The organism is Haloarcula sp. CGMCC 1.2071, assembly GCF_037078445.1.
GTDB classification, from domain to species: Archaea; Halobacteriota; Halobacteria; order Halobacteriales; family Haloarculaceae; genus Haloarcula; species Haloarcula amylolytica.
Window position 1 is genome coordinate 61,257 of the sequence record NZ_JAYMGY010000010.1, and the last position, 21,159, is coordinate 82,415.

Here is a 21,159-nt window from a genome sequence, read left to right on the forward strand (position 1 = left end):
TACAAACGCCGTCTGAGCGTCCAGAAAGGGTTTACCGGGTGCGACGAATCGCGGACTATGCGCAGACGTGCCCTCCTCGCGTCGATCCCGGGTGCGCTGGCCGGACTCGCCGGCTGTTCGTTCGGCACCCTCGGCTCAGACGAGACCGCAGACGTAACGCCCGCACCACGCCCGACACAGTCACCGACTGATCCAGATGACAGCGGGACAGGGACGCCGACAGGCACTGGCGACCCGCCCCGACCCGAGAATCCGACGACCGTCATCGAACTGGAAACCGGGCCGCGAACCTACGCCCTCAGTTCGCCAGGACTCCACACCGCCGACAGGGCGCGAATCGGGCTCTGGTTCGACCAGACGGCGACCGACGACCATCCGGCCACGCTTCGGGGCTGGCTCCAGAACAGCAACGAGTTCGAGAACACGTTCAGGGTCAAGTGGATTCCAGGAGTCGGACAGACACACAGCCGCCAACCCAGCGGCTACGACCACGAAGCGCGCCTCCATCTCGCACCCACAGACAACAACGACCTTGCCGACGAAGTGCCCTCACTCGGCCGAACAGACGAGGGGTACTGGCGCGTCGACGATGTCGGTCCGTGGATGCCAGAGACGTACCGGTTAAATCCCGGTGAATGGGTCAAACTGGAGTACGCCCTCGTCGGCGAACCGGGCCAGTCCGGGCGGCCGACCGGCACCTACGAGTTCCGCGGTCAGGCCGGGTCACTCTCGGTCTCCGTCTGGGACACGCGAAGTCCCGGTCCGGAAACCGACTCCCGGTTCGCCGGCCGGTCGCTCCCGCCGTTTCCCGGCGACGGCGGCGTCCAGTGGTACCACGAAGCAGACAGGGCGACTCCAGCCTTTGTTCGACCCAGTACCGAGCGCGCAAAGCTTGATACGCAAGTCGGCTTCGAGATGGTCAACAACAGCCACGAGCGACTGCAATGCGGCCACTGGGACCTCTACAAGCTCGTCGACGGCGAGTGGTTCCACGTCGCACCAGCAGCCCACACCGCCGACTGTCGGCTCCTAAAACCGGGCAGTCAGGAGCAGTGGGGCCTCCGGGCGTTTAACGGACCAGCTGTCGGTTGTGGTACCGGTAACTGCCATTGTGATGGTCTCACACAGAGCTATCTCGGCGGCGGCGAGTACGCCATCGTTGCTGGCTACGGCCACGCGACGAACGAGAGTGCTGCTCTGGTTGCGCTAGTCGGTGACCGTGCTGCAGTGACCCCGACTGACGGCGTGCCGACAGCGCGCGACGGCGACACCGTCAGGGTGACGACCGACCGCCACGGCGACGGCGAACGGCCGACCGACGCGACGTTCACACTGACTCGCACTGACAACGCGAGCGAGCGAGTCATCGCCGAACAGGTGATGGCACACGGTCAGTTCGCTATGTCCGACGGCGGGCTTCGCAACGCCATCCCGTTCCTGATCGACGATGTGAGCCGCGTCGTCGTCGAAACCGACGAGCATGCTGTGGACGGCGTACTCGGGTACGATACGAGTCGTCGGCGATTCCAGTTCCGCGGGCAGGCGTACGAAGTCACCCGGGGCCGGAGCGACGGGTGACAGTCGATGCGGAGAGACGGTTCTGTTGCTCCTCAGTAGGAAGTGGGAAAAATGGGCCGGTGCGAATGTCGAACACGGGAAGAGGTCGCTCACTTCGTTCGCGCTGTGACTCCCCTGCTCGAATTCTCGGAGCCATTTCCTCACAACGGACACTCGTCGCCGTCGCTCCTCGTGATTGCGTTGCGATAGAAATGGGCCGGCGCGAATTCGAATCGCGGTTACGGCCACCCGAAGGCCGAAGGATACCAGGCTACCCCACCGGCCCGTGCGATAGCAATCGGCTAGAAGACAGGGTCAGTTTTAACGGTTGCGAAACGGCGGGAAGCGGAGCGGTTTCACCGGCGGCCCGCAAGCGGGAGGTATGGACCGCCACGACGAACGCATTCCGACGGAGACGTTCGCGACCTGTCTCGACAATATGCCCCAGTCCTGTGTCGACCTCGTCGTCGAGTACGAGGGTGGTATCTTGCTGACACGGCGGCAGAACGAGCCAGCCAAAGGCGAGTGGTTCTGGCCGGGGAGTCGCCTCTACAAGGGCGAGCGGCTGGACGACGCGGCAGAACGCATCGCCCGGGAGGAACTCGGCCTCACATCGGTTGCGACGGAACGGCTTGGCGTCAGCGAACACTTCTGGGACACGTCGTCAGTCGACGGTGTCGACTCCAGACACACGATACCGATTGTCTACCGAGTCGTGCCCGACGGCGGAGCGGAGATTACACTCGACGACCAGCACGACTCGTATCGCACCGTCACGGAGCCACCGGCAGATGCAAACCAGTACGTCACGGAATACTTCGAGCGATTCGATATCGGCCAGTAGCGGGTGAACAGTGCTGTTTTGCGGACGAATACGTGTCTCATGAGCAGTCAGGCTGGACGAGACTAGCAGGCAACTGAACAGAAGATTGATTACGCATCACAGTTACTCACTAACTGAGTAACTATGACCATCCTCATCACTGGCGGCGACGGCTACGTCGGGTGGCCGGCCGCACTGCGAATCGCGGACCGAACGGACGACCGAGTGCTGCTCGTAGACAACTTCGCCCGACGGGAGTGGGTCGAGGACGTCGGCGCGACGAGCGCGACACCGGTTGCCAGCATCGACGAGCGCCTCGATGCGGCTCGCGAGGTCCACGGGCTGACGAACCTCTCCTTCGTCGAGGGCGACCTCGCCGAGAAGGCCTTCGTCGACGAACTGCTGACGGTCCACGAGCCGGAGGTCGTCGTCCACACCGCCGCCCAGCCCTCCGCGCCGTACTCCCAGATCAACGGCGAGCGAGCGAACTACACTCAGCACAACAACCTTCAGGCGACGCGGAACCTCCTGTGGGGCCTCGAAGAACACGACCTCACGGACACCCATTTCGTCGAGACGACGACGACGGGCGTCTACGGCGCGCCGGAGTTCCCGATTCCGGAAGGCGGCGCGGCGATGGAGAACCAGGGCGAGCGCGACGACGTGCCGTTCCCCAACATGGGCGGGAGCTGGTACCACGCGACCAAGGGCTTCGACGCACAGAACATGCGCCTGGCCCACACGCAGTTCGACATCCCGATTTCGGACGTGCGAACGGCCATTGTCTACGGTACCGAGACCGAGGAGACCCGCGAGGACGACCGGCTGAAGACCCGCTTCGACTTCGACTACTACTTCGGGACGGTCACGCACCGCTTCTGTGCGCAGGCCGTCGCGGGCTACCCCGTCACCGTCTACGGCAAGGGCGAACAGCGCAAGCCGTTCATTTCGCTGGAGGACGCCGTCGAAGGGCTGGCCGAAGTGGCCCTGACTGATCCCGACGAGCGCCCCGAGGGGCTGACGGTGTACAACCAGGTCACGCGCGCCATCAGCATCGTCGAAATCGCCGAGACCATCGCCGACGTGGGTAGCGAGTACGACCTCGATGTGGACGTCGAGCACTTCGAGAACCCCCGCGACGAGGACGAGACGCACAAGATGGAGATCGAAAACGACCGCTACGCCGACCTCATCGGCGGCCAGTCCCAGTCCTTCGAGGACGGCGTCGGCGACATCTTCGGGACGCTGACGCGGTACGCCGACACCATCGAAGCCCACGAGGACCGGTTCCTGCCGGGCGTCCTGAGCGAGGACTGACGATGGACGTGCTGGTCACCGGAGCCTGTGGCTACATCGGCAGCGCGCTGGTCCCGCTGCTGCGCGCGGACGACCGGGTAGATAGCGTCGTCGTCTTCGACGACCTCTCCTCGGGGTCGCCGAGAGCGTTGCTCGGGACGCTCGGGGACGGCCTCGAATTCCGCCGCGGCGACGTCCGCGAGTACGGCGACGTGGAGAGCGCTATGCGCGGCGTCGACCGCGTCATCCACCTCGCGGCTATCACTGGCGCGTCGAGCACCCACGAGCGCCGCGAAGAGACGTTCGCCATCAACTACGACGGCACCGAGAACGTCCTGACCGCGGCCGGCAAACTCGGCGTCGACCACGTCGTCTTCGCCTCCTCGTGTAACGTCTACGGCCGCGCGACCAGCACCGACATCGACGAGACAATCGATCCGGACCCGATAAACCCCTACGCGGAGACGAAACTCCAGTCCGAGACGCTGCTACGGGAGTACTGCGAGGAGTTCGACATGACCGGCACCGCCTTGCGGATGGCCACCAACTTCGGCCACTCGCCGGGCATCCGGTTCAACCTCGTCGTGAACTACTTCGTGTTCCGCGCGCTCACCGACCGCCCGCTCACCGTCTACGGCGACGGGTCGAACTGGCGGCCGTTCATCCACGTTCAGGACGCTGCCCGCGCCTACGCGGAGGCGGCGTGCGATCCCGAGTCCTGGGACGAGTCGGTGTACAACGTCGGGTCGATGGAATCGAACTACCAGATCTCGGAAATCGCCGATATCGTCGCCGACGAGGTCGCCCCGGTCGACGTGACCTATCTCGAAGACGAGCATCCCGGCCCGTCGTATCACGTCAACTTCGACCGACTGAGTCAGACCGGCTTCGAACCATCGTGGACGCTCCGTGAGGGCGTCCGCGACCTCGCAGAGAAATTTACCACCAATGCCTGAGACAGAACCCACAGACAACACGCCCCACATCGCCGTCACCGGCGGTGCGGGCTACATCGGCAGTCGCGTCATCTACGAGCTACAGCAGGCCCACCCCGACTGGGAGATCACCGCTATCGACAACTTCTATCGCGGTACCGTGCGGTCAGTCGGCGATGTCGACATCGAACACGTTGATATCCGGAACCGGGACCGACTGGAAGCGGTGCTAGACGGGGCCGACGTCGTGATGCACCTCGCCGCGGTTTCCGGCGTCGACGACTGCGAAGAGAAGCAGGACTTGGCCTACGAGGTCAACGTTCAGGGGACCGACAACGTCGCCTGGTTCTGCCGCAAGACCGGCGCGGCGCTGATCTTCCCGTTCTCGATGGCCGTTATCGGCGACCCACAGGAGTTCCCCATTACGGTCGACCACCCCCGAGACCCGCTGAACTGGTACGGGCGGACGAAACTGCTCAACGAGCGCGACATCGAGACGTACGCCGAGGGCGCGTTCCCCGCCCACCAGTTCATGATCTCGAACCTCTACGGCAGTCACGAGATAGACGGTCAAACCGTCTCAAAGGGGACTGTCATCAACTTCTTCGTGAACCGCGCGCTCGCCGGCGAGACGCTGACCGTCTACGAGCCCGGGACGCAGTCCCGGAACTTCATCCACGTCAAGGACGTGGCCCGGGCGTACGTCGACAGTTGCGAACGGCTGTTGGAGCAACTGGACCGCGGCGATACCGGCGTCGAGAAGTACGAAATCGCCAGCGACGAAGACCCGGGTGTTCACACCGTCGCCAAACTCGTCAAGGATATCGCGGCCTCGGCCGCCGACATCGATGCCGACGTGGAACTGGTCGAGAACCCGCGGGGCGACGACGAGACGCTCGTCGATTCGTTCCCGGTCGACACCGGCCGAACGACCGACGTACTGGGCTGGACGCCGGAACACGACGTGGAATCGGCGGTTCGAGCGGCGCTAGAGTCGGCAAACACGTAGACGGCGAGTCCCGATGGATTTATTCGCCAGACCGGAAAGAGAGGATACATGAGCGATACGCCCGGGGCGGGAGCGGTACTCGATGACCGACCCGAGCTACGAGACGCGACAGCGGCGGTTCTGGCCGTCGACGACGAACAGGACGGCTGGACGTTCGACGACATTCCCATCGATTCGGGCCAGTTCGGTGAACTCGTCTCAGCGGGCATCGTCGAGAAAGACGGTGACGAGTACCGCGTCGCTGATCCCGACACTGTGCGGGCCGCGCTCAACGATGACTCCGCGGTTGGTAGCGACAGCGAGAGCGGGACGGCTCTCGGTGACGCGCTACGGTTTGATTTCGACGCACGAGCAACTGGCCTGCTCGTCGCTGCTCTAGCGGTCGTGTTTGTCGCCCGAACGTACGTCATCGGGTCGATCTACCGCGGCGACGACATCGTCCTGTCGAGTAACGATCCGTATTACTACAGATATCACGTCGAGCAGGTCGCGGCAAGCGCTGGCGGCCCGGCCGATTTCGGAGCGCTCTCCGTGATTCCGGATGTAGTAACTAACGGGGAACCACTCACGGTCGCGACGCTCTGGTGGGTCGCCAGCCTCTTCGGCGGGAGCAAAGCAGTTATTGGCCACGTTCTCGCTTGGTATCCGGTCGTGTCGGCACTCGTCACGGGCGTCCTGCTCTATCTACTCGCGGTTCGGGTGTCCGGCGATCGGCGTGTCGGTCTCGCATCGGTCCTCTTCCTGGCGTTCATTCCCGGCCACGCCTTCCGGACGAGCCTGGGTTTCGCAGATCACCACGCCTTCGACTATCCCTGGCTGGGACTCACCGCGCTTGCACTCGTGGTCGCACTAACGACGGCCACGAACCGAACGTCGCTTCGGCGACCCCAGCCGTGGATCGCCGCGGTCGGTATCGGTGTCGGGATTGCCGGACAGGTACTTGCGTGGGAAGCCGGGCCATTGCTTGTCCTGCCGGTCTGTCTGGTGGTGCTGGGACAGACACTGCTGGATGGCTCAAACGACCGGTCGGCACTGGTCAGGAACGCGCCGGTCCTTGCCGGCGTTAGCCTCGGCGCGATACTGGCCTGGAGTGTTCATACTGTCACCGGCTGGCAGACTGCGCTCGTCGCTAGCACGCCAGCACTGCTGACGCTGGGCACTGTCGTCGTCATCGCGACAGCAGAAGCGGCCAGACGATTCGGTGGCACTGCCAGACAACTGGCTGTGGTCGATGTCGGACTTGGCGTCGTCAGCCTCCTCGTCTTTCGTTTCGGCTTCACAGAACAGTGGGGCACGTTCGACAGGCGGCTCGATACGCTGTTTCGGTCCGACGCGATCGCCGAGACGTACGGACTGTTCAGCGCAGACGCCTTCGGCTTCCTGTTCCTGCTCGGCCTGACGCTGTTCCTGGCGCTTCCAGCAATGGCGTGGGGAATCGACCTCGCTCGGAACGACCGAAGCGGCTGGCTCGTCGCCAGTAGCTACGCCTGGGTGCTGTTCGCTCTCGCCGTGATTCAGGTCCGTTTCGTCGGCGAACTGGCCCCGTTTCTCGCACTGTTCGCCGGCCTCGCGTTCGTCTGGGCCGCCTCGTGGGTCGATCTCGCCCGACCGGTGCTGACGACTGGCGACAGCGACCTTCGAGACGTACTCGTTCCCGACAGCCGGGCAGTTGCATCGCTGGTCGTGTTGTTTCTGTTGTTCGGGGCCCTCGGAATGGTGCAGGTTCCAGTCAAAACGAGCCAGGTGCTCGTCGAGGACGGGACCTACAGTGCGGCGACTGCAATCGAGGCAGACGCCGCCGATCGCGGGCTCGATTACCCCGAAAACTACGTCCTCAGCCGCTGGGGACAGAACCGCGTGTACAACTACTTCGTCAACGGTGAGTCACGGAGCTACAGCTACGCCCGCCAGACGTACGGGCCGTTTGTCGCAGCAACGGACCCTGATGAGGCCCACAATCGGATTTCCGGTCGAGTCGGATACGTCGTAACGACAGAGATGGAACTGGAGGAACCCAGCACGATGTACACTCGGTTACACCAGCACTTCGGAAGCCAGAACGGAGATGTGGACGGACTGGCCCGCTACCGGCCGCTCTTCACGAGCGAAGACGGGAGCCACAAGGCGTTCGCGGTCGTTCCCGGTGGAGAGATCCGGGGGACTGCAGCCCCGAATTCGACCGTCTCGGTCGCAACGACAGTCGCCGTCTCAGACAGGGAGGTCGACTACGAGCGCCAGACGACAGCCGACCGGAACGGTGCGTTCACTGTTACCGTCGCAAACCCCGGGATATACACCGTGACGACCGATAGCGGAAGTGAAACGACCGTCGAAGTCACAGAACAGACAGTGTACGACGGCGGCAACGTCACTGTCGAGTGATTTTCGGAGACAGACACGCTGTGGTTCTGAAGCGAAACGACCATTGTACCCACCGAAAGAACAGAGAGTGTGCGCGTCTGGGTTCGTGCCGTCATCGTACTTGTGCTGTGTCTGATACTCGGTGGACTGTTCGTCCACGCGGCAGTTACAGAAGAGCAGCGGTCCCCGTATCCAGATGCTGCGGACCTTTCGACCGGGTACGAGTCGTACGTCGGACAGCACCTCATGGTGTTTGGAACAGTGACAGAGACCGGCGATGGCGGAATGGCAATCAGGGCCGAAAGCGACGGGACGGCAATAACGCTCAGGGTCACTGGGACGGAAGCGGCCGTCGAACCCGGTGGCGTCGTTCAGGTGTACGGAACGCTTGAGCCAGATCGGGCGATAGCGGCCGAGCGCGTCGAAGTCGTCAACAGCAGTCGGTGGGCGGAGTTCTACAAGTACGGTGCCTCGGCTGTCGGCGCGCTTGGATTCCTACTCCTGTTCTTCCGGTATTGGTGGATTGACCGAGATACGTGGACACTGGAGGCCCGCGATGGCTGACCTGCTGACTCACCTGCTCGTACCATACATCCTTTTGACGGTCGCGAGCTGGCGCGTCGACTGGCTCGATAAGCGCTGGGTCGTCGTTGGGATGGGTGGTGCGGCAATTCCCGATCTGGTGAAAGTCGGAATCGTAGTTGATGAGAGCACGGTCGAAGCACTTCTCGGTATTCCGTTTACCTATGCTCCCCTCTCCACACTCGGTGGAGTTCTGCTACTGGCCGGTGTCATCACCGTCGCATTCGAGAGACGCCACTGGCGGCGCGTGTTCGGCCTCGTAACCTTCGGCGGCCTCACGTCGCTGCTGCTCGATGGGATGCGAGTGTACGCCGACGGGCGAGCGAGTGCCTGGCTGTATCCGTTCACGAACTGGCGGCCGCCGACGCCGAGCCTGTACGTGTCTTCGGACCCGACCGTGCTCGTTGTGGCGCTACTCGCTGCCGGCACGGTAGCCGTCATCGACAGGCGAATACAGGCAGGTAACTGACTGCGCTACCAGGTCAATCCTTCGTAGGTGATACCGTCGCGCCGCTCGATGATGCGTCGACCGTCAACGACGACGGAGTCTGCCATCTCGTCGAACGCAGCGTCGAGCGCTGCGAACTCGTCCCAGTCAGTGACGACAACAGCGCCTGACGCACCCGCAAGGGCGGCCGCCGCCGAGTCGGCGTACTCGATGTCGGGATAGCGCTCGCGCATATTTTCGGTGGCAACGGGGTCGTAGGCGACGATTTCCGCGCCACGTTCTTTGAGTCCCTCGATGACCGGAACCGCCCGCGTGTTCCGGATGTCGTCCGTTCCGGGTTTGAACGCCAGGCCGAGAACGGCGATGCGTTTGCCGGACACGTCGACGTGGTCGTCAAGTAGGGAGAGGAGGCGCTCGGGCTGGGCGTCGTTCAGTTCCACGGCCGCCGAAAGGACGGCGGGGTCGTAGCCCTGTTCCCGCGCAGCGGCGATGATGGCATCCGTGTCCTTCGGGAAGCAACTGCCGCCCCAGCCGACGCCGCTCCGGAGGAACTGCTCGCCGATGCGGTCGTCGAGTCCGATGGCATCGGCGACCTCGTAGGCGTCGACGCCGAACTCCTTGCAGATGTTCCCGATGTCGTTGATGAGGCTGACTTTCGTCGCCAGAAACGTGTTGTTGGCGTACTTTATCATCTCGGCCTCGGCGATACCGGTCTCGACGACCGGCACGTCGCCGTCAGCGGCCTCACGCAGTGGTGCGTAGAGGTCATGGAGAAGGTCCGTCGCGCGGTCGTCGTCCGTCCCGAAGACGAGTTTGTCGGGGTTCAGGAAGTCCGCGACGGCCGTCCCCTCGCGCTGGAACTCGGGATTGGACGCGACGAGGAAGTCCGTCCCGCGTTCGAGACCGGCGTCGGCGATACGGGGGGCGAGCCGGTCCTCGATCGTGTTTGGGACGACAGTCGACTTCGTGACGACGAGGTGTGGATCCGTTGCCGCGTTCTCGGCGCCGGCCAGCGCCTCGCCGACGGATGCCGCACCGGCTTCCATGAACTGGAGGTCGATGCTCCCGTCGTCGTTCGAGGGCGTCGGGAGCGCCAGCATCGTCAGTTCAGTATCGAGGATCTCGTCGTAGTCGGTACTTGCCCGAAGTCGACCGCCGCCGTGTTCGGCGACGAGTTCGTCGAGGCCAGGTTCGTGTATCGGCGGCCGGCCGTCGTTGACCGTGTCGACGATGTCCTCGTCGATGTCTATCGTTACCACTTCGTGTCCGAGATCCGCAAGACACGCCGCGACCGTCGTCCCGACGTATCCGCTCCCGACAATACTGACGTTCATCGGGCGGCAGTAGTCGAGGGGCGGATATTATAATTCGGATCTTATAATTCGACAAGAGTTTTATCGGACGGCCAACGAATTGAGATATATGAAAGCTGTCGTACTCGCCGCTGGTGAGGGGACCCGTCTCCGCCCGCTGACCGAAGACAAGCCGAAGGGAATGGTAGAGGTCGCGGGGAAACCGATTCTGACCCACTGCTTCGAGCAGTTGATCGAACTAGGCGCTGACGAACTGCTGGTAGTTGTCGGCTACAAGAAGCAGGCCATCATTAATCACTACGAGGACGAGTTCGAAGGCGTCCCGATCACCTACACCCACCAGCGCGAGCAGAACGGCCTCGCACACGCGCTTCTGACCGTCGAGGAGCACGTCGACGACGACTTCATGCTGATGCTCGGCGACAACATCTTCGAAGCGAACCTCCGAGATGTCGTCAACCGTCAGGCGGAGGAACGTGCCGACGCCGCTTTCCTCGTTGAGGAAGTCCCATGGGATGAGGCCGGGCGGTACGGTGTCTGTGACACCAACAAGTACGGCGAGATCACCGAAGTCGTCGAAAAACCGGAGGAGCCGCCGTCGAACCTAGTGATGACCGGGTTCTATACGTTCACGCCGGCCATCTTCCACGCCTGCCATCTGGTACAGCCCTCCAACCGCGGCGAGTACGAGATCAGTGACGCGATTGACCTCCTGTTGCACTCCGGGCGGACGATCGACGCGATCCGCATGGACGGCTGGCGGAACGATATCGGCTATCCAGCTGACCGCGATCAGGCCGAGGAACGGCTACAGGGCGAGATTGACCCGGAAATGGCTGCCGAGAATATCGCTGCAAGCGAGTGAGGGGCCACACAGGATAGCCTGGTCAGTAACCAGTGAGGACCACACAGTCACGTAGTTGGATCGACGTTGTGATAGCCGATACGACTGCGCTGGTACGTTCGTCGTGGGTGCGTCAGTACGCAAACAGCTCTCGTGCAAGACTGGCTCTCAGTAGCACACCGTCTATTCAGGGCGGTTTGACTACAGTAGCTTCAGTATTTGAGTCCCGGGACGCAGGACTTATCCCGGAACTCGGCAATCACACTGATAATGGATAGTGGCTGGCGGTACCGGGTCGCAAGTGTAGCCGGCGTCGTCGTGCTGACAGCGGCCGCCGTCGCACTTGTTAACAACGCTACCATCCAGTCGATAGCGACAACCATCCCGGTGTTCAATCGGCTACCGACTGACCCCCCAACTGGGTCGGAGTTCACGTTTGAACTGTTGGTCACAATCGCAGTCGTCGTTAGTGTGTTCCTCCCACTGTACAAACCCCGCCCGCGAAGAATTCTCGACGCTATAGCACTGGCCCAGAAGCGGGTGCTCGTAGCAGTTCTTGTTCTGGCGACAATCGGCTACTTCGACTACACGTACCGATTGCCGCGCTTGACGGTCGTGTTAGTAACTCCCTTATTACTGGTCGCACTGCCCGCATGGTTCGTGTGGATTCGCAAGCGGCCGTCGTCGAACGGCGAACGAACCATCGTCGTTGGGGACGACCTCAAGGTGATAGAAGAAGTGGCAAGTGAAGTCGACGGGACGCTCCTGGGCTATCTCTGTCCAACGAGTGTCATTACGACAATCGAACGGACCGAAGCCATCGCTGACGGCGGCACTAACCCGAGTGGGTTGGAACGGTTAGGTGGCCTCTCGCGAATCGAGGACGTGCTCGTCGAGTATGATATCGATACGGTCGTGCTGGCGTTTGAACATGCCGACCGGGCGGAGTTCTTCGGCGCTCTCGACGCCTGTTACGAGTACGGTGTCAACGCGAAAGTCCATCGCGACCATACAGACTCTGTGTTGACCGCCAGCGGTGGCGTCGGAACCCTGATCGACGTGGAGATCGAGCCATGGGACATACAGGACTATATTCTCAAGCGCGCGTTCGATATCGCGTTTGCATCGGCTGGGCTGGTCGCGCTATCGCCCGTGATTGTTGGGATCATAGTCGCGATAAAGCTGGACGATGGCGGCTCAATACTGTACCAGCAAGACCGGACAGCAGTTTTCGGTGAAACCTTCTCCATCTACAAGTTCCGGTCGATGATCGAGAACGCCGAAGACGAGACCGGCGTGAAAATCAGTGACGAGGATGCGGGTGGGATCGATCCACGCGTGACATCGGTTGGCCGAGTGCTGCGACAGACGCACTTGGATGAGATACCACAGCTCTGGTCGATACTGAGGGGCGACATGAGCGTCGTCGGCCCGCGGCCCGAACGGCCGGAACTGGACTCGGATATCCAGACCGGTGTCATTGACTGGCAGAAACGATGGTTCGTCAAGCCAGGCCTGACCGGACCTGCCCAGGTTAATCATGTGACTGGAAAAGAGCCGAGCGAAAAGCTGCGATACGACCTCGAATACGTGCGTGACCAGTCGTTTAGCTATGATATGAAGCTTGTTTCAAGGCAGGTCTGGAGCGTTCTTATTGACCTCGTGATGGCATACAGGAATCGGTGAGAACTGGCAGGCCATTGTACGACCCACTTGCTCCAGTATCGGCCGGAGTACACCGTTCGTAGTGAACTCACGTATCTCGGAAAAACGCTCCAGCAGATGGTATCGCGGCACAAACCCTGGGAAGCATACGAGTTATACACTCTATGCTCGGTGCTGTCACATCTTGAGTTGCGAGACCCTAGAGAAATTCTGCCCCCACCTCTGTAGCCTGCTCTGGAAAAGCGAGCCGCTCCGGTTCAACAACAGCTAAATTAGTGGCAACCCCGATCCGATAGAGCTCCCAGAGAGCCGCAAATAGCCAGCTACGCGCTGCTCACTCGACTGTCACGCTTTTCGCCAGGTTTCGCGGCTTGTCGATGTTCCGCCCCAGCAACGCGGCCGTGTGATACGACACCAGTTGCAGATGCGTGTTCGCCAGCACCGCAGCGGCTCGCGGATGGGTTTCCGGAATCTGGAGCACATGGTCGGCGTACCGTTCAACGTCGCTCTGTCCGTCCGTAATCGCGACCACCGGCGCGTCCCGTGCTTCGACCTCTTTGACGTTCCCGATCGTCTTGCGGGTGCGCTCGTCGTCACCAGTCACGATAGCGAACACGGGCGTGTTCTCGGTCACCAGCGCCAACGGGCCGTGTTTCAGCTCACCCGCAGCGAAGCCCTCGGCGTGCTTGTACGTAATCTCCTTCATTTTCAGCGCGCCTTCGAGCGCCACGGGATTCTGATACCCGCGGCCGATGAAGAAGTAGGCGTTGGCGTCTTGATACAACTCAGCGACCTCCTGAGCGGCAGATTCGTCGAGAACCTCCTGAACGTGACCGGGGAGGTCACGGAGTGCGCTGATGACCTGCCGGGCGTCGCCGGTTGTGGACGTTCCGAGTGCGAGCAGGTTCAGCGCGGCCAGTTGTGAGGCGAAAGTCTTGGTCGCGGCGACGCCGATTTCCGGCCCAGCACGGATGTACAGCGCGTGATCGCACTCGCGGGCCGCGGTAGAGCCGACGACGTTGGTCACAGCCAGCGTTCGCGCGCCGCGGCGGCGAGCCGCCCGAAGTGCCGATAGCGTGTCCGCAGTCTCGCCGCTCTGTGTGACGCCGACGACGAGCGCGTCACCGATGGGTGGCGTGGCAGTGGCGTACTCGCTTGCGAGGAACGCCTGGGCGGGGATACCGGCTTCGCGGAACAGTTGCGCGCCATGCAGGGCGGCGTGGTAGGAGGTCCCGCAGGCGACGAACTGGACGCCGGTCGGGGAGAGATCTCCGAGGTCACCGATGTCGACCGTCCCGGCGAGTTCGTCGACGCGGCCGCGGAGACACTGCCGGAGCGCACGAGGTTGCTCGTGAATCTCTTTGAGCATGAAATGGTCGTAGCCGCTCTTGCCGGTCTCTTCGGGGTCCCACTGGATAGTGTCGATGTCTTTCTCGACGACATTGCCGTCGGTGTCAGTCACAGCCCACCCATCACCGTTGAGTCGGGCGAACTCGCCGTCAGCGAGATAGACGACCTTGTCGGTGAAGTCCCGGAAGGCGGGTACGTCACTGGCCAGATAAGTCGCATCGTCGTCGATGCCTAACACGAGCGGCGAATCGTTCCGCGCAGCGAACACCGAGTCACAGCCGGCGATGACGACGGCGACGGCGTAGCTGCCTTCAAGTCGGCTGACCGTCTCTCTGACAGCGTCTTCGGGGTCGGCTCCGGCGTCCAGCGCGTCCTCGATGAGATGGGGGACGACCTCCGTATCGGTGTCAGATGTGAAGGTGTGGCCGGCGCTCACGAGTTCGTCTCTCAGGGACTGGTAGTTCTCGATGATACCGTTGTGGACGACCGCGACCTCACCGGTGCAGTCCTGATGGGGGTGGGCGTTCTCGTCGGTCGGCGGGCCGTGCGTGCTCCAGCGGGTGTGGCCGATGCCGACCGAGCCCGAGAGCGTCCGTTCCGACAGCGCGTCGCGCAAGTCGGCGATTTTGCCGGAGTGTTTGCACAGGTCGATGTGGCTGTTCGCCAGTGCGACGCCGGCGGAATCGTACCCGCGGTACTCCAGTTTCGAGAGGCCGTGGACGAGCGTGTCGAGCGTCTCGTCGCCGCGGCCGACACAGCCGATGATACCACACATCAGCGGACCACCTCCGCGCCCTCGGGGACGGTTCCATCGACTGTCACGCCAGTGGCGAGCCGAGCGTTGGGGCCCACGAGCGATCCGGAGACGAAGCTCACGTCACCGAGTGCAACAGCACGGTCGGCGATAACGGCACCGAGCCGCTGGTCCTCGAACACTTCCGTGCCGACCTGGACATCGGCCGGGCCGCCGGGGACGACCGTATTGACACCCAGGTTCACGTCCTGACCGGTGACAGTATCGACGAGGGTCGAACTCGGGTCGACGCGCGTATCGGCGTCGAGGACGGTGTGCTGGACGACGCTGTTGGCCCCGATAGTGGTGTTACGGCCAAGCGCGACGTTCGGACCGATGACAGCGTCCGGTCCGACCTCGCAGTCCGGGCCAATGACGACCGGCGACTGGAGGGTCGCCTCGTCGTGGACGCGTGCGGAGTTGTCGACCCATACCTGCTCGTCGCGGGCCGATTCGACGACCCGACCCCGGGCCAGTACCTCGCGCGCGACGGTCAACAGGTCCCACGGGTATGTCGCGTCGACCCACATGCCGTCGACCTCGACTGCCTGAATGCGGTCAGATTCGAGCAGGAGTTCGATAGTGTCGGTCAGTGCCAGCTCGCCGGCGTGCCGCGTCGTTTCGTCGATAGCCTCGAAGATGTCGCCGTCGAAGGCGTACACGCCGCCGTTGATGAGCCTGAACTCGTCGTGTTGGGGCTTTTCGACGATGTCGACAATATCGCCGTCCTGTACCTCGACGGCACCGTACCGACTGGTGTCCTGTCGTTCGAGCACGGCGATGCTCGTGTGGCCGGTCTCCGCGTAGGAGGTATCTACCGACTCGATAGTGGCCGCGTCGACGAGACGATCACCGTTCATCACCAGAACCGGGCCATCGACGACGCTCCGCGCCTGGAGGAGCGCGTGCCCGCTACCGAGCTGTTTCGTCTGGCTCACGTAGGAAATAGGAATGCCACGGTACGTCGGCCCGAAGTGGTCCTGAACGCGGTCGCGCTTGTAGCCGACGACGGCGACCAGCTTCTCGATGCCTGCCTCGACTAGTGCGTCGAAGACGTGTTCGAGGATCGGACGGTTCGCGGCCGGAAGCATTGGTTTTGGCCGGTTTCGCGTCAACGGCCGGAGGCGAGTCCCTTCACCCGCAGCGAGGACCACAGCCGTATCGATGTGCATACCTGTTGCAGACGGAGGAGGGGCTTCAATATGGCGGCCTTACCGAGATTGGTCGGCGTCTACTCGCCACGCATGTCCAGTTTGTGGCGTCGAAACCGAACGGGAGGGAGCGTCCGAGACAGGCGGTCCTCGCGACGCTTCACTGGTTCCGGGTACGGACTACTGCTCGCCCATCCGCTCGCCGGCGACCCGACGGCCCTTCGTCGTCAGATTCACTTCCGTCCGCTCCCGGAGCACGCTTATCACGTCGAGTTCGATCAGTCGGTCGAAGATTTCCTCGGTTTTCTCAACGTCAATGCCGACGAAGTTGGGAATGTCGAACGGCGACACGCCGGAGTGTAGCGCCATGATTACCCGCTTCTCAGTCGAGCTCAGGTCCAGATCGGCCTGGTTCTGTTCGGCGCTCTCTTCGAGCATCGTCCGGAGGACGGTTGCGTGGAACTCCTCGCCCGCGAGATGTGTTTCGACGCTGATGTCGTCCTCGCTGTGCTCGACCTGAATGACCGTCCGTTCCTCGCCGCTGACCTGCTTCTCTTCGACAGCGAGGTCACCGATGTCGGCGCGGTCGATGACAACGGCTTGCCCGTCAGCCATCGCGAGTTTCAGCGCCTCGTCGGTCACTTTGAGGCGGCCCTTCGTCCACTCGGCGGACTGGACGACGCCGCCTTTCAGTGCAGGGTGTTGAACCAGCACGATTGCGCCGTCGAGACTCGCCCGGTAGAAGTCGGTCTCGAACGTCCTGTGGTCCGATGCCGACACGAGGATAACGTCCTCGCCAACGTAGAGCGCGACGTAGTCGGAGACGCCGGCGCTCTGCTGGTTCACGTCGAACCGGTCGGCGATACGGTCGATGTCGGTCAGTGAAATCTGTCGCTTGTCGTCACCCAGCAGGGCGACCCGCTCGGTGGTAAGGATAATGCGACAGTTTCGCCACTCGGCGTCGGTGAGGCGCTGGCCCTGTGAGACCGCCTGAAGGAACTGCCCCTTCGTATCGGCGATCTTCTTTTCGGTGTCGCTCATACCCCGTACCGGCCTCTCGTACACTCGTTGACCGCAGGACTCAATATAAGTTCCGTCGCCAGTGTCGAAAGTGAGAACGGCCGACTGCACTGGTGAGCCACTCACAGCGGAATCGTGCACAATTAGATAGGATATTTTTTGAGTACGGCGGTGTACTGTCAACTGATGACACGGGGTGACGAACCGGATCGGGACCAGTCCCAGACGGGGCGAGAGACAGTCGAACCACCGGACTGGTTCGTCGAACAGGCGAACGTGACGGACCCGGCCGTCTACGACCGCTTCGAACGGGAGTGGCCCGATTGCTGGCGCGAGGCCGCCGCGTTGCTCGACTGGGAGGAGCCGTTCGAGACGGTGCTCCGTGGAACAGACGGGCCACCGTTCGAATGGTTCCCCGGCGGCCGATTAAACGCCGCATACAACTGTCTCGACCGGCACCTCCCCGAGCGGAAGAACCAGCTCGCACTGGTCTGGGAGGGGCACCTCGGCGAGTCCCGCACCTACACCTACCTCGAACTGTACCGGGAAGTCAACGCCTTCGCCGCGGCGTTGCGCGAGCGCGGCGTCGGACCGGACGACGTGGTGACACTGTACCTGCCGATGGTGCCCGAACTCCCGGTCGCAATGCTGGCCTGTGCGCGCCTGGGCGTGCCACACAACGTCGTCTTCGCCGGGTTCTCCGCGGACGCACTGGCGACGCGAATGGAGCGAGCCGACTCGGAGTACCTCATCACCTGCGATGGCTACTACCGCCGCGGTAGCGCCGTCGCACAAAAGAACAAGGCGGATAACGCGCGCATCGCCGTCGACCACGACGTGTCGGTCGTGGTGCTCGACCGGCTGGGCCGTGATGTGCACTTAGGCGACGACTACGACGACTATCACGACCTGCTGGCGGCCCACGAGGGCGAGGAAGTCGAGCCGGTTTCGCGGGCGGCGGACGACCCGCTCTTTCGCATCTACACCTCGGGAACGACCGGGCAGCCGAAGGCCGTCACCCACACGACCGGCGGATATCTCGCACACGTCGCCTGGACCGCTCGGTCAGTTCTCGACATCAAGCCCGAGGACACGTACTGGTGCTCGGCCGATATCGGCTGGATTACCGGTCACTCCTACATCGTCTACGGCCCGCTCACGCTCGGCACGACAACAGTACTGTACAACGGTACGGCGGACCACCCGAAAAAAGACCAGCTGTGGGAACTCATCGAGAAGTACGCTGTCGACGTGTTCTACACCGCGCCGACAGCCGTTCGGGCGTTCATGAAGTGGGGCGAGGAGTACCCCGACCGACACGACCTCTCCAGCCTTCGCCTGCTGGGTACGGTCGGCGAACCGATGGATGCTCGCGCATGGGAGTGGTATCGCGAGCACATCGGCGGCGGCGAGTGCCCCATTGTCGACACATGGTGGCAGACCGAAACCGGAGCGGTGCTCGTATCGACGTTGCCCGGCGTCGACGAGATGAAACCCGGGGCCGCGGGAACGCCGCTGCCGGGAATCGAGGCGTCCGTCGTCGACCGCTCAGGCGCGGCGGTCGAGCCGAACACGGCCGGCGAACTCGTCGTGACGCGCCCCTGGCCGGGGATGCCGCGCGCGTTACTCGACGGAACGGACTGGGGCAGCGTCCCGGACAGCGCCGGGGAGTGGCGGTACTACCCCGAAGACAGCGTCTCGGTCGACGACGACGGTTACATCACCTTTCTCGGTCGGATCGACGACGCGATCAACGTCGCCGGCCGGCGGTTCAGCACCAAGGAACTGGAGTCGACGGTCGCCGGCGTCACCGGCGTCGCCGAAGCCGCCGTCGTCGGTGCCGACGACGAGACGACCGGAACAGCGGTGTACGCGTTCGCCTCCCCGGAGGACGGCTACACCGAGAGCGAACTCCGAGCAGCCATCGAAGACGCTATCGTCAACGCTATCGGCGGTATCGCCCGCCCCAAGGAGATCGTGTTCACGCCCGACCTTCCGAAGACGCGCTCGGGCAAAGTTATGCGCCGCCTGCTGACCGCAGTGGCGAACGACGAGGAACTGGGCGACACCAGCGCGCTACGTAACCCCGAAATCCTCGGGGAGATCCAGTCGACGACGAGAAGGGAGTGAGATATTTCGTATTTTTCTATATCACCGAAATGTTTTGTCGACAATAATGTCTTTAGTGACTGTTTTATTGGTCTCTTCCCAGCCATCCCCACGATATGACCGCAATACTTATTTCGGCATTATCTGAATTTTCGAAACATATGGACGGAGCAGCGGACCGCATCGGTGAACGAGGGTACGAACAGCTCCGGCGTGCGGCCGAGACACACCGGTCCGACCTCGTGCTGCGGCTCGGCGCGGAGGTCGGACTCCGTCCGGCGGAGATGACGGCTGTTCGGCTGGCCGATATCACCGAGTTCGAGGGACATCGCCTGCTTGCCGTTCGGGACGGCAACGAGGTTGTCCGTGAGACGTACCTTCCGGACTCGGTCGAACACGACATACGGAAGTACGCGAACGCGGCCGGAACAGACGACGACGAGCCGCTGGTTTCCGTCTCCCCGCGTCGGCTCCAAATGCTCGTCAGTGAGGTGGCCGACCGTGCCGCCGACGCGGCACCGCACCTGCAGGAGGTTTCCACGCGGGACCTCCGGTGGCGGTTCGCTGCGAGTCTGCTGGACGACGGCGTCCCGCCGGACGTGGTCTGCGCGCTCGGCGGCTGGGACCGGCTCACCCGGCTGGAGCCGCTGCTTGACGAACCGGACCGCGAAACCATCGTCGCGGCCGTTGACGGGTCCGACGAGCGGGCGGCCCCGAGCGAGTCTCGGCGAGCCCTCGACTGGATCACGACGGTCAGCGAGGCGCTTGCGGCCGCCGCGACCGGCGAAGCAATTGCGACGGCAGTCTGTGACCACCTGACCGAGACGGCGGGCTTCGAGTTCGCCTGGCTCGCCGAGCGTACCGGCGACGGGCTGACACTGCGCACGACGACAGAGATCTCGGAGTCGGCCGTCGAGCACCAGATTCACGAGCATATCGAGTCGGTCACCGCGCCGCTAGACGTGGGCGAGGTTCGTGTCGTCGACGACAGCGCCGGACCGGTTGCGCTGGTCCCGCTCGTCAGGGAAAACACCGTCTCCGGTGTCATCGGGGTCGGTTCCAGGGAGGGGCTTACCGACGCGGAACGCGCCGTACTGTCCGCGCTCGGGGTTCAGGTCGGCCACGCACAGGTCGCCGCCGAACGCAAGCGACTCCTGCTTGCCGACACGGTGACCGAGTTGGAGTTCCACTGTGCGGACGAGCGGACCTTCACCGCCGGGGTGTCCGGGGCGTTGCAGTGTACGGTCGAACTGTCCGGCGTCGTCCCCGTTGCGGGCCAGTCGCTGCTGTACTACCTGATGGTCGACGGTGCGTCGGCCGAGTCGGTACTGTCGTACGCGGACGCCGACGACGGTGTGACAGACGCCAGACTCCTCGAAGAACACAGCGACGGCCTGCTACTGGAGGTCGTAGTCACCGACACGCCAGCGCTCCAGTTGGTCGAGAGCGGTGGCCGCGTTCGCTCTGTGACGGCCACCGACGGCGTCGCGACTATCGCAGTCGAACTCCCCAGTGAGGCCGACATCAGACCGACGGTCAACGCCGTCACCGACGCCTACCCGGAGACGTCGTTAGCGGCGAAGCGAGAGACGGAACGGCCGGCCGAGATGGAGACAGGGTTCCGCGACCGACTGACAGACACGCTCTCCGACCGGCAGGAGACCGTCCTCCAGGCGGCCTACCACAGCGGCTACTTCGAGTGGCCCCGCGGGTCGACCGCCGAAGAGCTGGCGGACTCGCTGGACGTCTCGTCGCCGACGTTGCACAATCACCTCAGGAAAGCCCAGCAGAAGGTTCTGACCGCGTTTTTCGACGACCGGCCGACCGAACCGCGACAGCCGACCGACAACTGAAACCCTGTTTCATGTTATCGTAGTTAGACCCCCCGTTTATATGGCCGCTG

Annotated in this window: 16 protein-coding genes and 1 tRNA gene; 12 read left to right on the top strand and 5 right to left on the bottom strand. The window is 63.1% G+C overall.

The features are described from left to right. The first annotated feature begins 57 nt into the window (after window positions 1-57). Window positions 58-1,578 (top strand): hypothetical protein, encoded by a 1,521-nt coding sequence (locus tag VI234_RS16455; RefSeq protein ID WP_336330614.1) that lies wholly within the window; start codon window positions 58-60, stop codon window positions 1,576-1,578. Between the two features lie 192 nt (window positions 1,579-1,770). Here the strand turns inward: VI234_RS16455 and VI234_RS16460 are convergent. Beyond that, window positions 1,771-1,843 (bottom strand) — tRNA-Pro (locus VI234_RS16460). 96 nt (window positions 1,844-1,939) lie between these two features. On the opposite strand from VI234_RS16460, the gene VI234_RS16465 reads away from it, so the two are divergent. The 7 genes from VI234_RS16465 to VI234_RS16495 all read left to right on the top strand — a co-directional run bounded on the left by VI234_RS16465 (window position 1,940) and on the right by VI234_RS16495 (window position 9,032). After that, window positions 1,940-2,401 carry a GDP-mannose mannosyl hydrolase gene (locus VI234_RS16465; protein ID WP_336330615.1) on the top strand — a complete coding sequence of 154 codons (462 nt, stop codon included), beginning with the start codon at window positions 1,940-1,942 and terminating at the stop codon, window positions 2,399-2,401. A 123-nt stretch (window positions 2,402-2,524) separates the two neighbouring features. After that, window positions 2,525-3,697 carry an NAD-dependent epimerase/dehydratase family protein gene (locus tag VI234_RS16470; protein WP_008310983.1) on the top strand — a complete coding sequence of 391 codons (1,173 nt, stop codon included), beginning with the start codon at window positions 2,525-2,527 and terminating at the stop codon, window positions 3,695-3,697. A 2-nt stretch (window positions 3,698-3,699) separates the two neighbouring features. Next, window positions 3,700-4,632, top strand: a complete 933-nt coding sequence (locus tag VI234_RS16475; protein ID WP_336330616.1) for an NAD-dependent epimerase/dehydratase family protein — start codon at window positions 3,700-3,702, stop codon at window positions 4,630-4,632. Beyond that, window positions 4,625-5,620 (top strand): NAD-dependent epimerase/dehydratase family protein, encoded by a 996-nt coding sequence (locus tag VI234_RS16480; RefSeq protein ID WP_336330617.1) that lies wholly within the window; start codon window positions 4,625-4,627, stop codon window positions 5,618-5,620. The genes VI234_RS16475 and VI234_RS16480 overlap by 8 nt, the downstream gene beginning before the upstream one ends. Before the next feature lie 48 nt (window positions 5,621-5,668). Next, the gene (locus VI234_RS16485; protein ID WP_008310989.1) at window positions 5,669-8,002 is read left to right on the top strand and encodes an STT3 domain-containing protein; all 2,334 of its coding nucleotides are present in this window, start codon (window positions 5,669-5,671) and stop codon (window positions 8,000-8,002) included. Between the two features lie 69 nt (window positions 8,003-8,071). Then, entirely contained in the window at window positions 8,072-8,545 is a 474-nt protein-coding gene (locus VI234_RS16490) for a hypothetical protein (protein WP_336330618.1), read from the top strand. Next, window positions 8,538-9,032: a hypothetical protein gene (locus VI234_RS16495; protein ID WP_336330619.1), complete on the top strand. Its 495-nt coding sequence runs from the start codon at window positions 8,538-8,540 to the stop codon at window positions 9,030-9,032. The genes VI234_RS16490 and VI234_RS16495 overlap by 8 nt, the downstream gene beginning before the upstream one ends. A gap of 5 nt (window positions 9,033-9,037) precedes the next feature. On the opposite strand, the gene aglM is transcribed toward VI234_RS16495, so the two are convergent. Further along, window positions 9,038-10,345: a UDP-glucose 6-dehydrogenase AglM gene (gene aglM, locus VI234_RS16500; RefSeq protein WP_336330620.1), complete on the bottom strand. Its 1,308-nt coding sequence runs from the start codon at window positions 10,343-10,345 to the stop codon at window positions 9,038-9,040. 88 nt (window positions 10,346-10,433) lie between these two features. On the opposite strand from aglM, the gene aglF reads away from it, so the two are divergent. Further along, window positions 10,434-11,189 (top strand): UTP--glucose-1-phosphate uridylyltransferase AglF, encoded by a 756-nt coding sequence (gene aglF / locus VI234_RS16505; protein WP_008310994.1) that lies wholly within the window; start codon window positions 10,434-10,436, stop codon window positions 11,187-11,189. Between the two features lie 249 nt (window positions 11,190-11,438). After that, the gene (locus VI234_RS16510; protein WP_336330621.1) at window positions 11,439-12,854 is read left to right on the top strand and encodes a sugar transferase; all 1,416 of its coding nucleotides are present in this window, start codon (window positions 11,439-11,441) and stop codon (window positions 12,852-12,854) included. Between the two features lie 313 nt (window positions 12,855-13,167). Here the strand turns inward: VI234_RS16510 and glmS are convergent, their stop codons facing one another. The 3 genes from glmS to VI234_RS16525 all read right to left on the bottom strand — a co-directional run bounded on the left by glmS (window position 13,168) and on the right by VI234_RS16525 (window position 17,168). Then, entirely contained in the window at window positions 13,168-14,958 is a 1,791-nt protein-coding gene (glmS, locus tag VI234_RS16515; protein WP_008310996.1) for a glutamine--fructose-6-phosphate transaminase (isomerizing), read from the bottom strand. Further along, on the bottom strand, window positions 14,958-16,148 hold the full coding sequence (glmU, locus tag VI234_RS16520; RefSeq protein WP_336330622.1) for a bifunctional sugar-1-phosphate nucleotidylyltransferase/acetyltransferase: 1,191 nt from the start codon (window positions 16,146-16,148) through the stop codon (window positions 14,958-14,960). Before glmU ends, glmS begins: the two co-directional genes overlap by 1 nt. Window positions 16,149-16,307: 159 nt before the next feature. After that, window positions 16,308-17,168, bottom strand: coding sequence for a CheF family chemotaxis protein (locus tag VI234_RS16525; RefSeq protein WP_336330623.1), 861 nt, complete (start codon window positions 17,166-17,168; stop codon window positions 16,308-16,310). Window positions 17,169-17,333: 165 nt separating this feature from the next. Here VI234_RS16525 and acs point away from each other — a divergent pair, with 165 nt between their 5' ends. Beyond that, complete coding sequence (gene acs, locus VI234_RS16530; RefSeq protein ID WP_336330624.1) at window positions 17,334-19,277, top strand: acetate--CoA ligase; 1,944 nt, start codon at window positions 17,334-17,336, stop codon at window positions 19,275-19,277. A 140-nt stretch (window positions 19,278-19,417) separates the two neighbouring features. Further along, window positions 19,418-21,109: a bacterio-opsin activator domain-containing protein gene (locus tag VI234_RS16535; RefSeq protein WP_336330625.1), complete on the top strand. Its 1,692-nt coding sequence runs from the start codon at window positions 19,418-19,420 to the stop codon at window positions 21,107-21,109. Window positions 21,110-21,159: the final 50 nt, after the last annotated feature.

Bases quoted from the DNA above. Each gene is read 5' to 3' on its own strand.
- VI234_RS16455 (WP_336330614.1), top strand. From the start codon at position 58: ATGCGCAGACGTGCCCTCCTCGCGTCGATCCCGGGTGCGCTGGCCGGA.
- VI234_RS16465 (WP_336330615.1), top strand. From the start codon at position 1,940: ATGGACCGCCACGACGAACGCATTCCGACGGAGACGTTCGCGACCTGT.
- VI234_RS16470 (WP_008310983.1), top strand. From the start codon at position 2,525: ATGACCATCCTCATCACTGGCGGCGACGGCTACGTCGGGTGGCCGGCC.
- VI234_RS16475 (WP_336330616.1), top strand. From the start codon at position 3,700: ATGGACGTGCTGGTCACCGGAGCCTGTGGCTACATCGGCAGCGCGCTG.
- VI234_RS16480 (WP_336330617.1), top strand. From the start codon at position 4,625: ATGCCTGAGACAGAACCCACAGACAACACGCCCCACATCGCCGTCACC.
- VI234_RS16485 (WP_008310989.1), top strand. From the start codon at position 5,669: ATGAGCGATACGCCCGGGGCGGGAGCGGTACTCGATGACCGACCCGAG.
- VI234_RS16495 (WP_336330619.1), top strand. From the start codon at position 8,538: ATGGCTGACCTGCTGACTCACCTGCTCGTACCATACATCCTTTTGACG.
- aglM (WP_336330620.1), bottom strand. From the start codon at position 10,345: ATGAACGTCAGTATTGTCGGGAGCGGATACGTCGGGACGACGGTCGCG.
- aglF (WP_008310994.1), top strand. From the start codon at position 10,434: ATGAAAGCTGTCGTACTCGCCGCTGGTGAGGGGACCCGTCTCCGCCCG.
- VI234_RS16510 (WP_336330621.1), top strand. From the start codon at position 11,439: ATGGATAGTGGCTGGCGGTACCGGGTCGCAAGTGTAGCCGGCGTCGTC.
- glmS (WP_008310996.1), bottom strand. From the start codon at position 14,958: ATGTGTGGTATCATCGGCTGTGTCGGCCGCGGCGACGAGACGCTCGAC.
- glmU (WP_336330622.1), bottom strand. From the start codon at position 16,148: ATGCACATCGATACGGCTGTGGTCCTCGCTGCGGGTGAAGGGACTCGC.
- VI234_RS16525 (WP_336330623.1), bottom strand. From the start codon at position 17,168: ATGAGCGACACCGAAAAGAAGATCGCCGATACGAAGGGGCAGTTCCTT.
- acs (WP_336330624.1), top strand. From the start codon at position 17,334: ATGACACGGGGTGACGAACCGGATCGGGACCAGTCCCAGACGGGGCGA.
- VI234_RS16535 (WP_336330625.1), top strand. From the start codon at position 19,418: ATGGACGGAGCAGCGGACCGCATCGGTGAACGAGGGTACGAACAGCTC.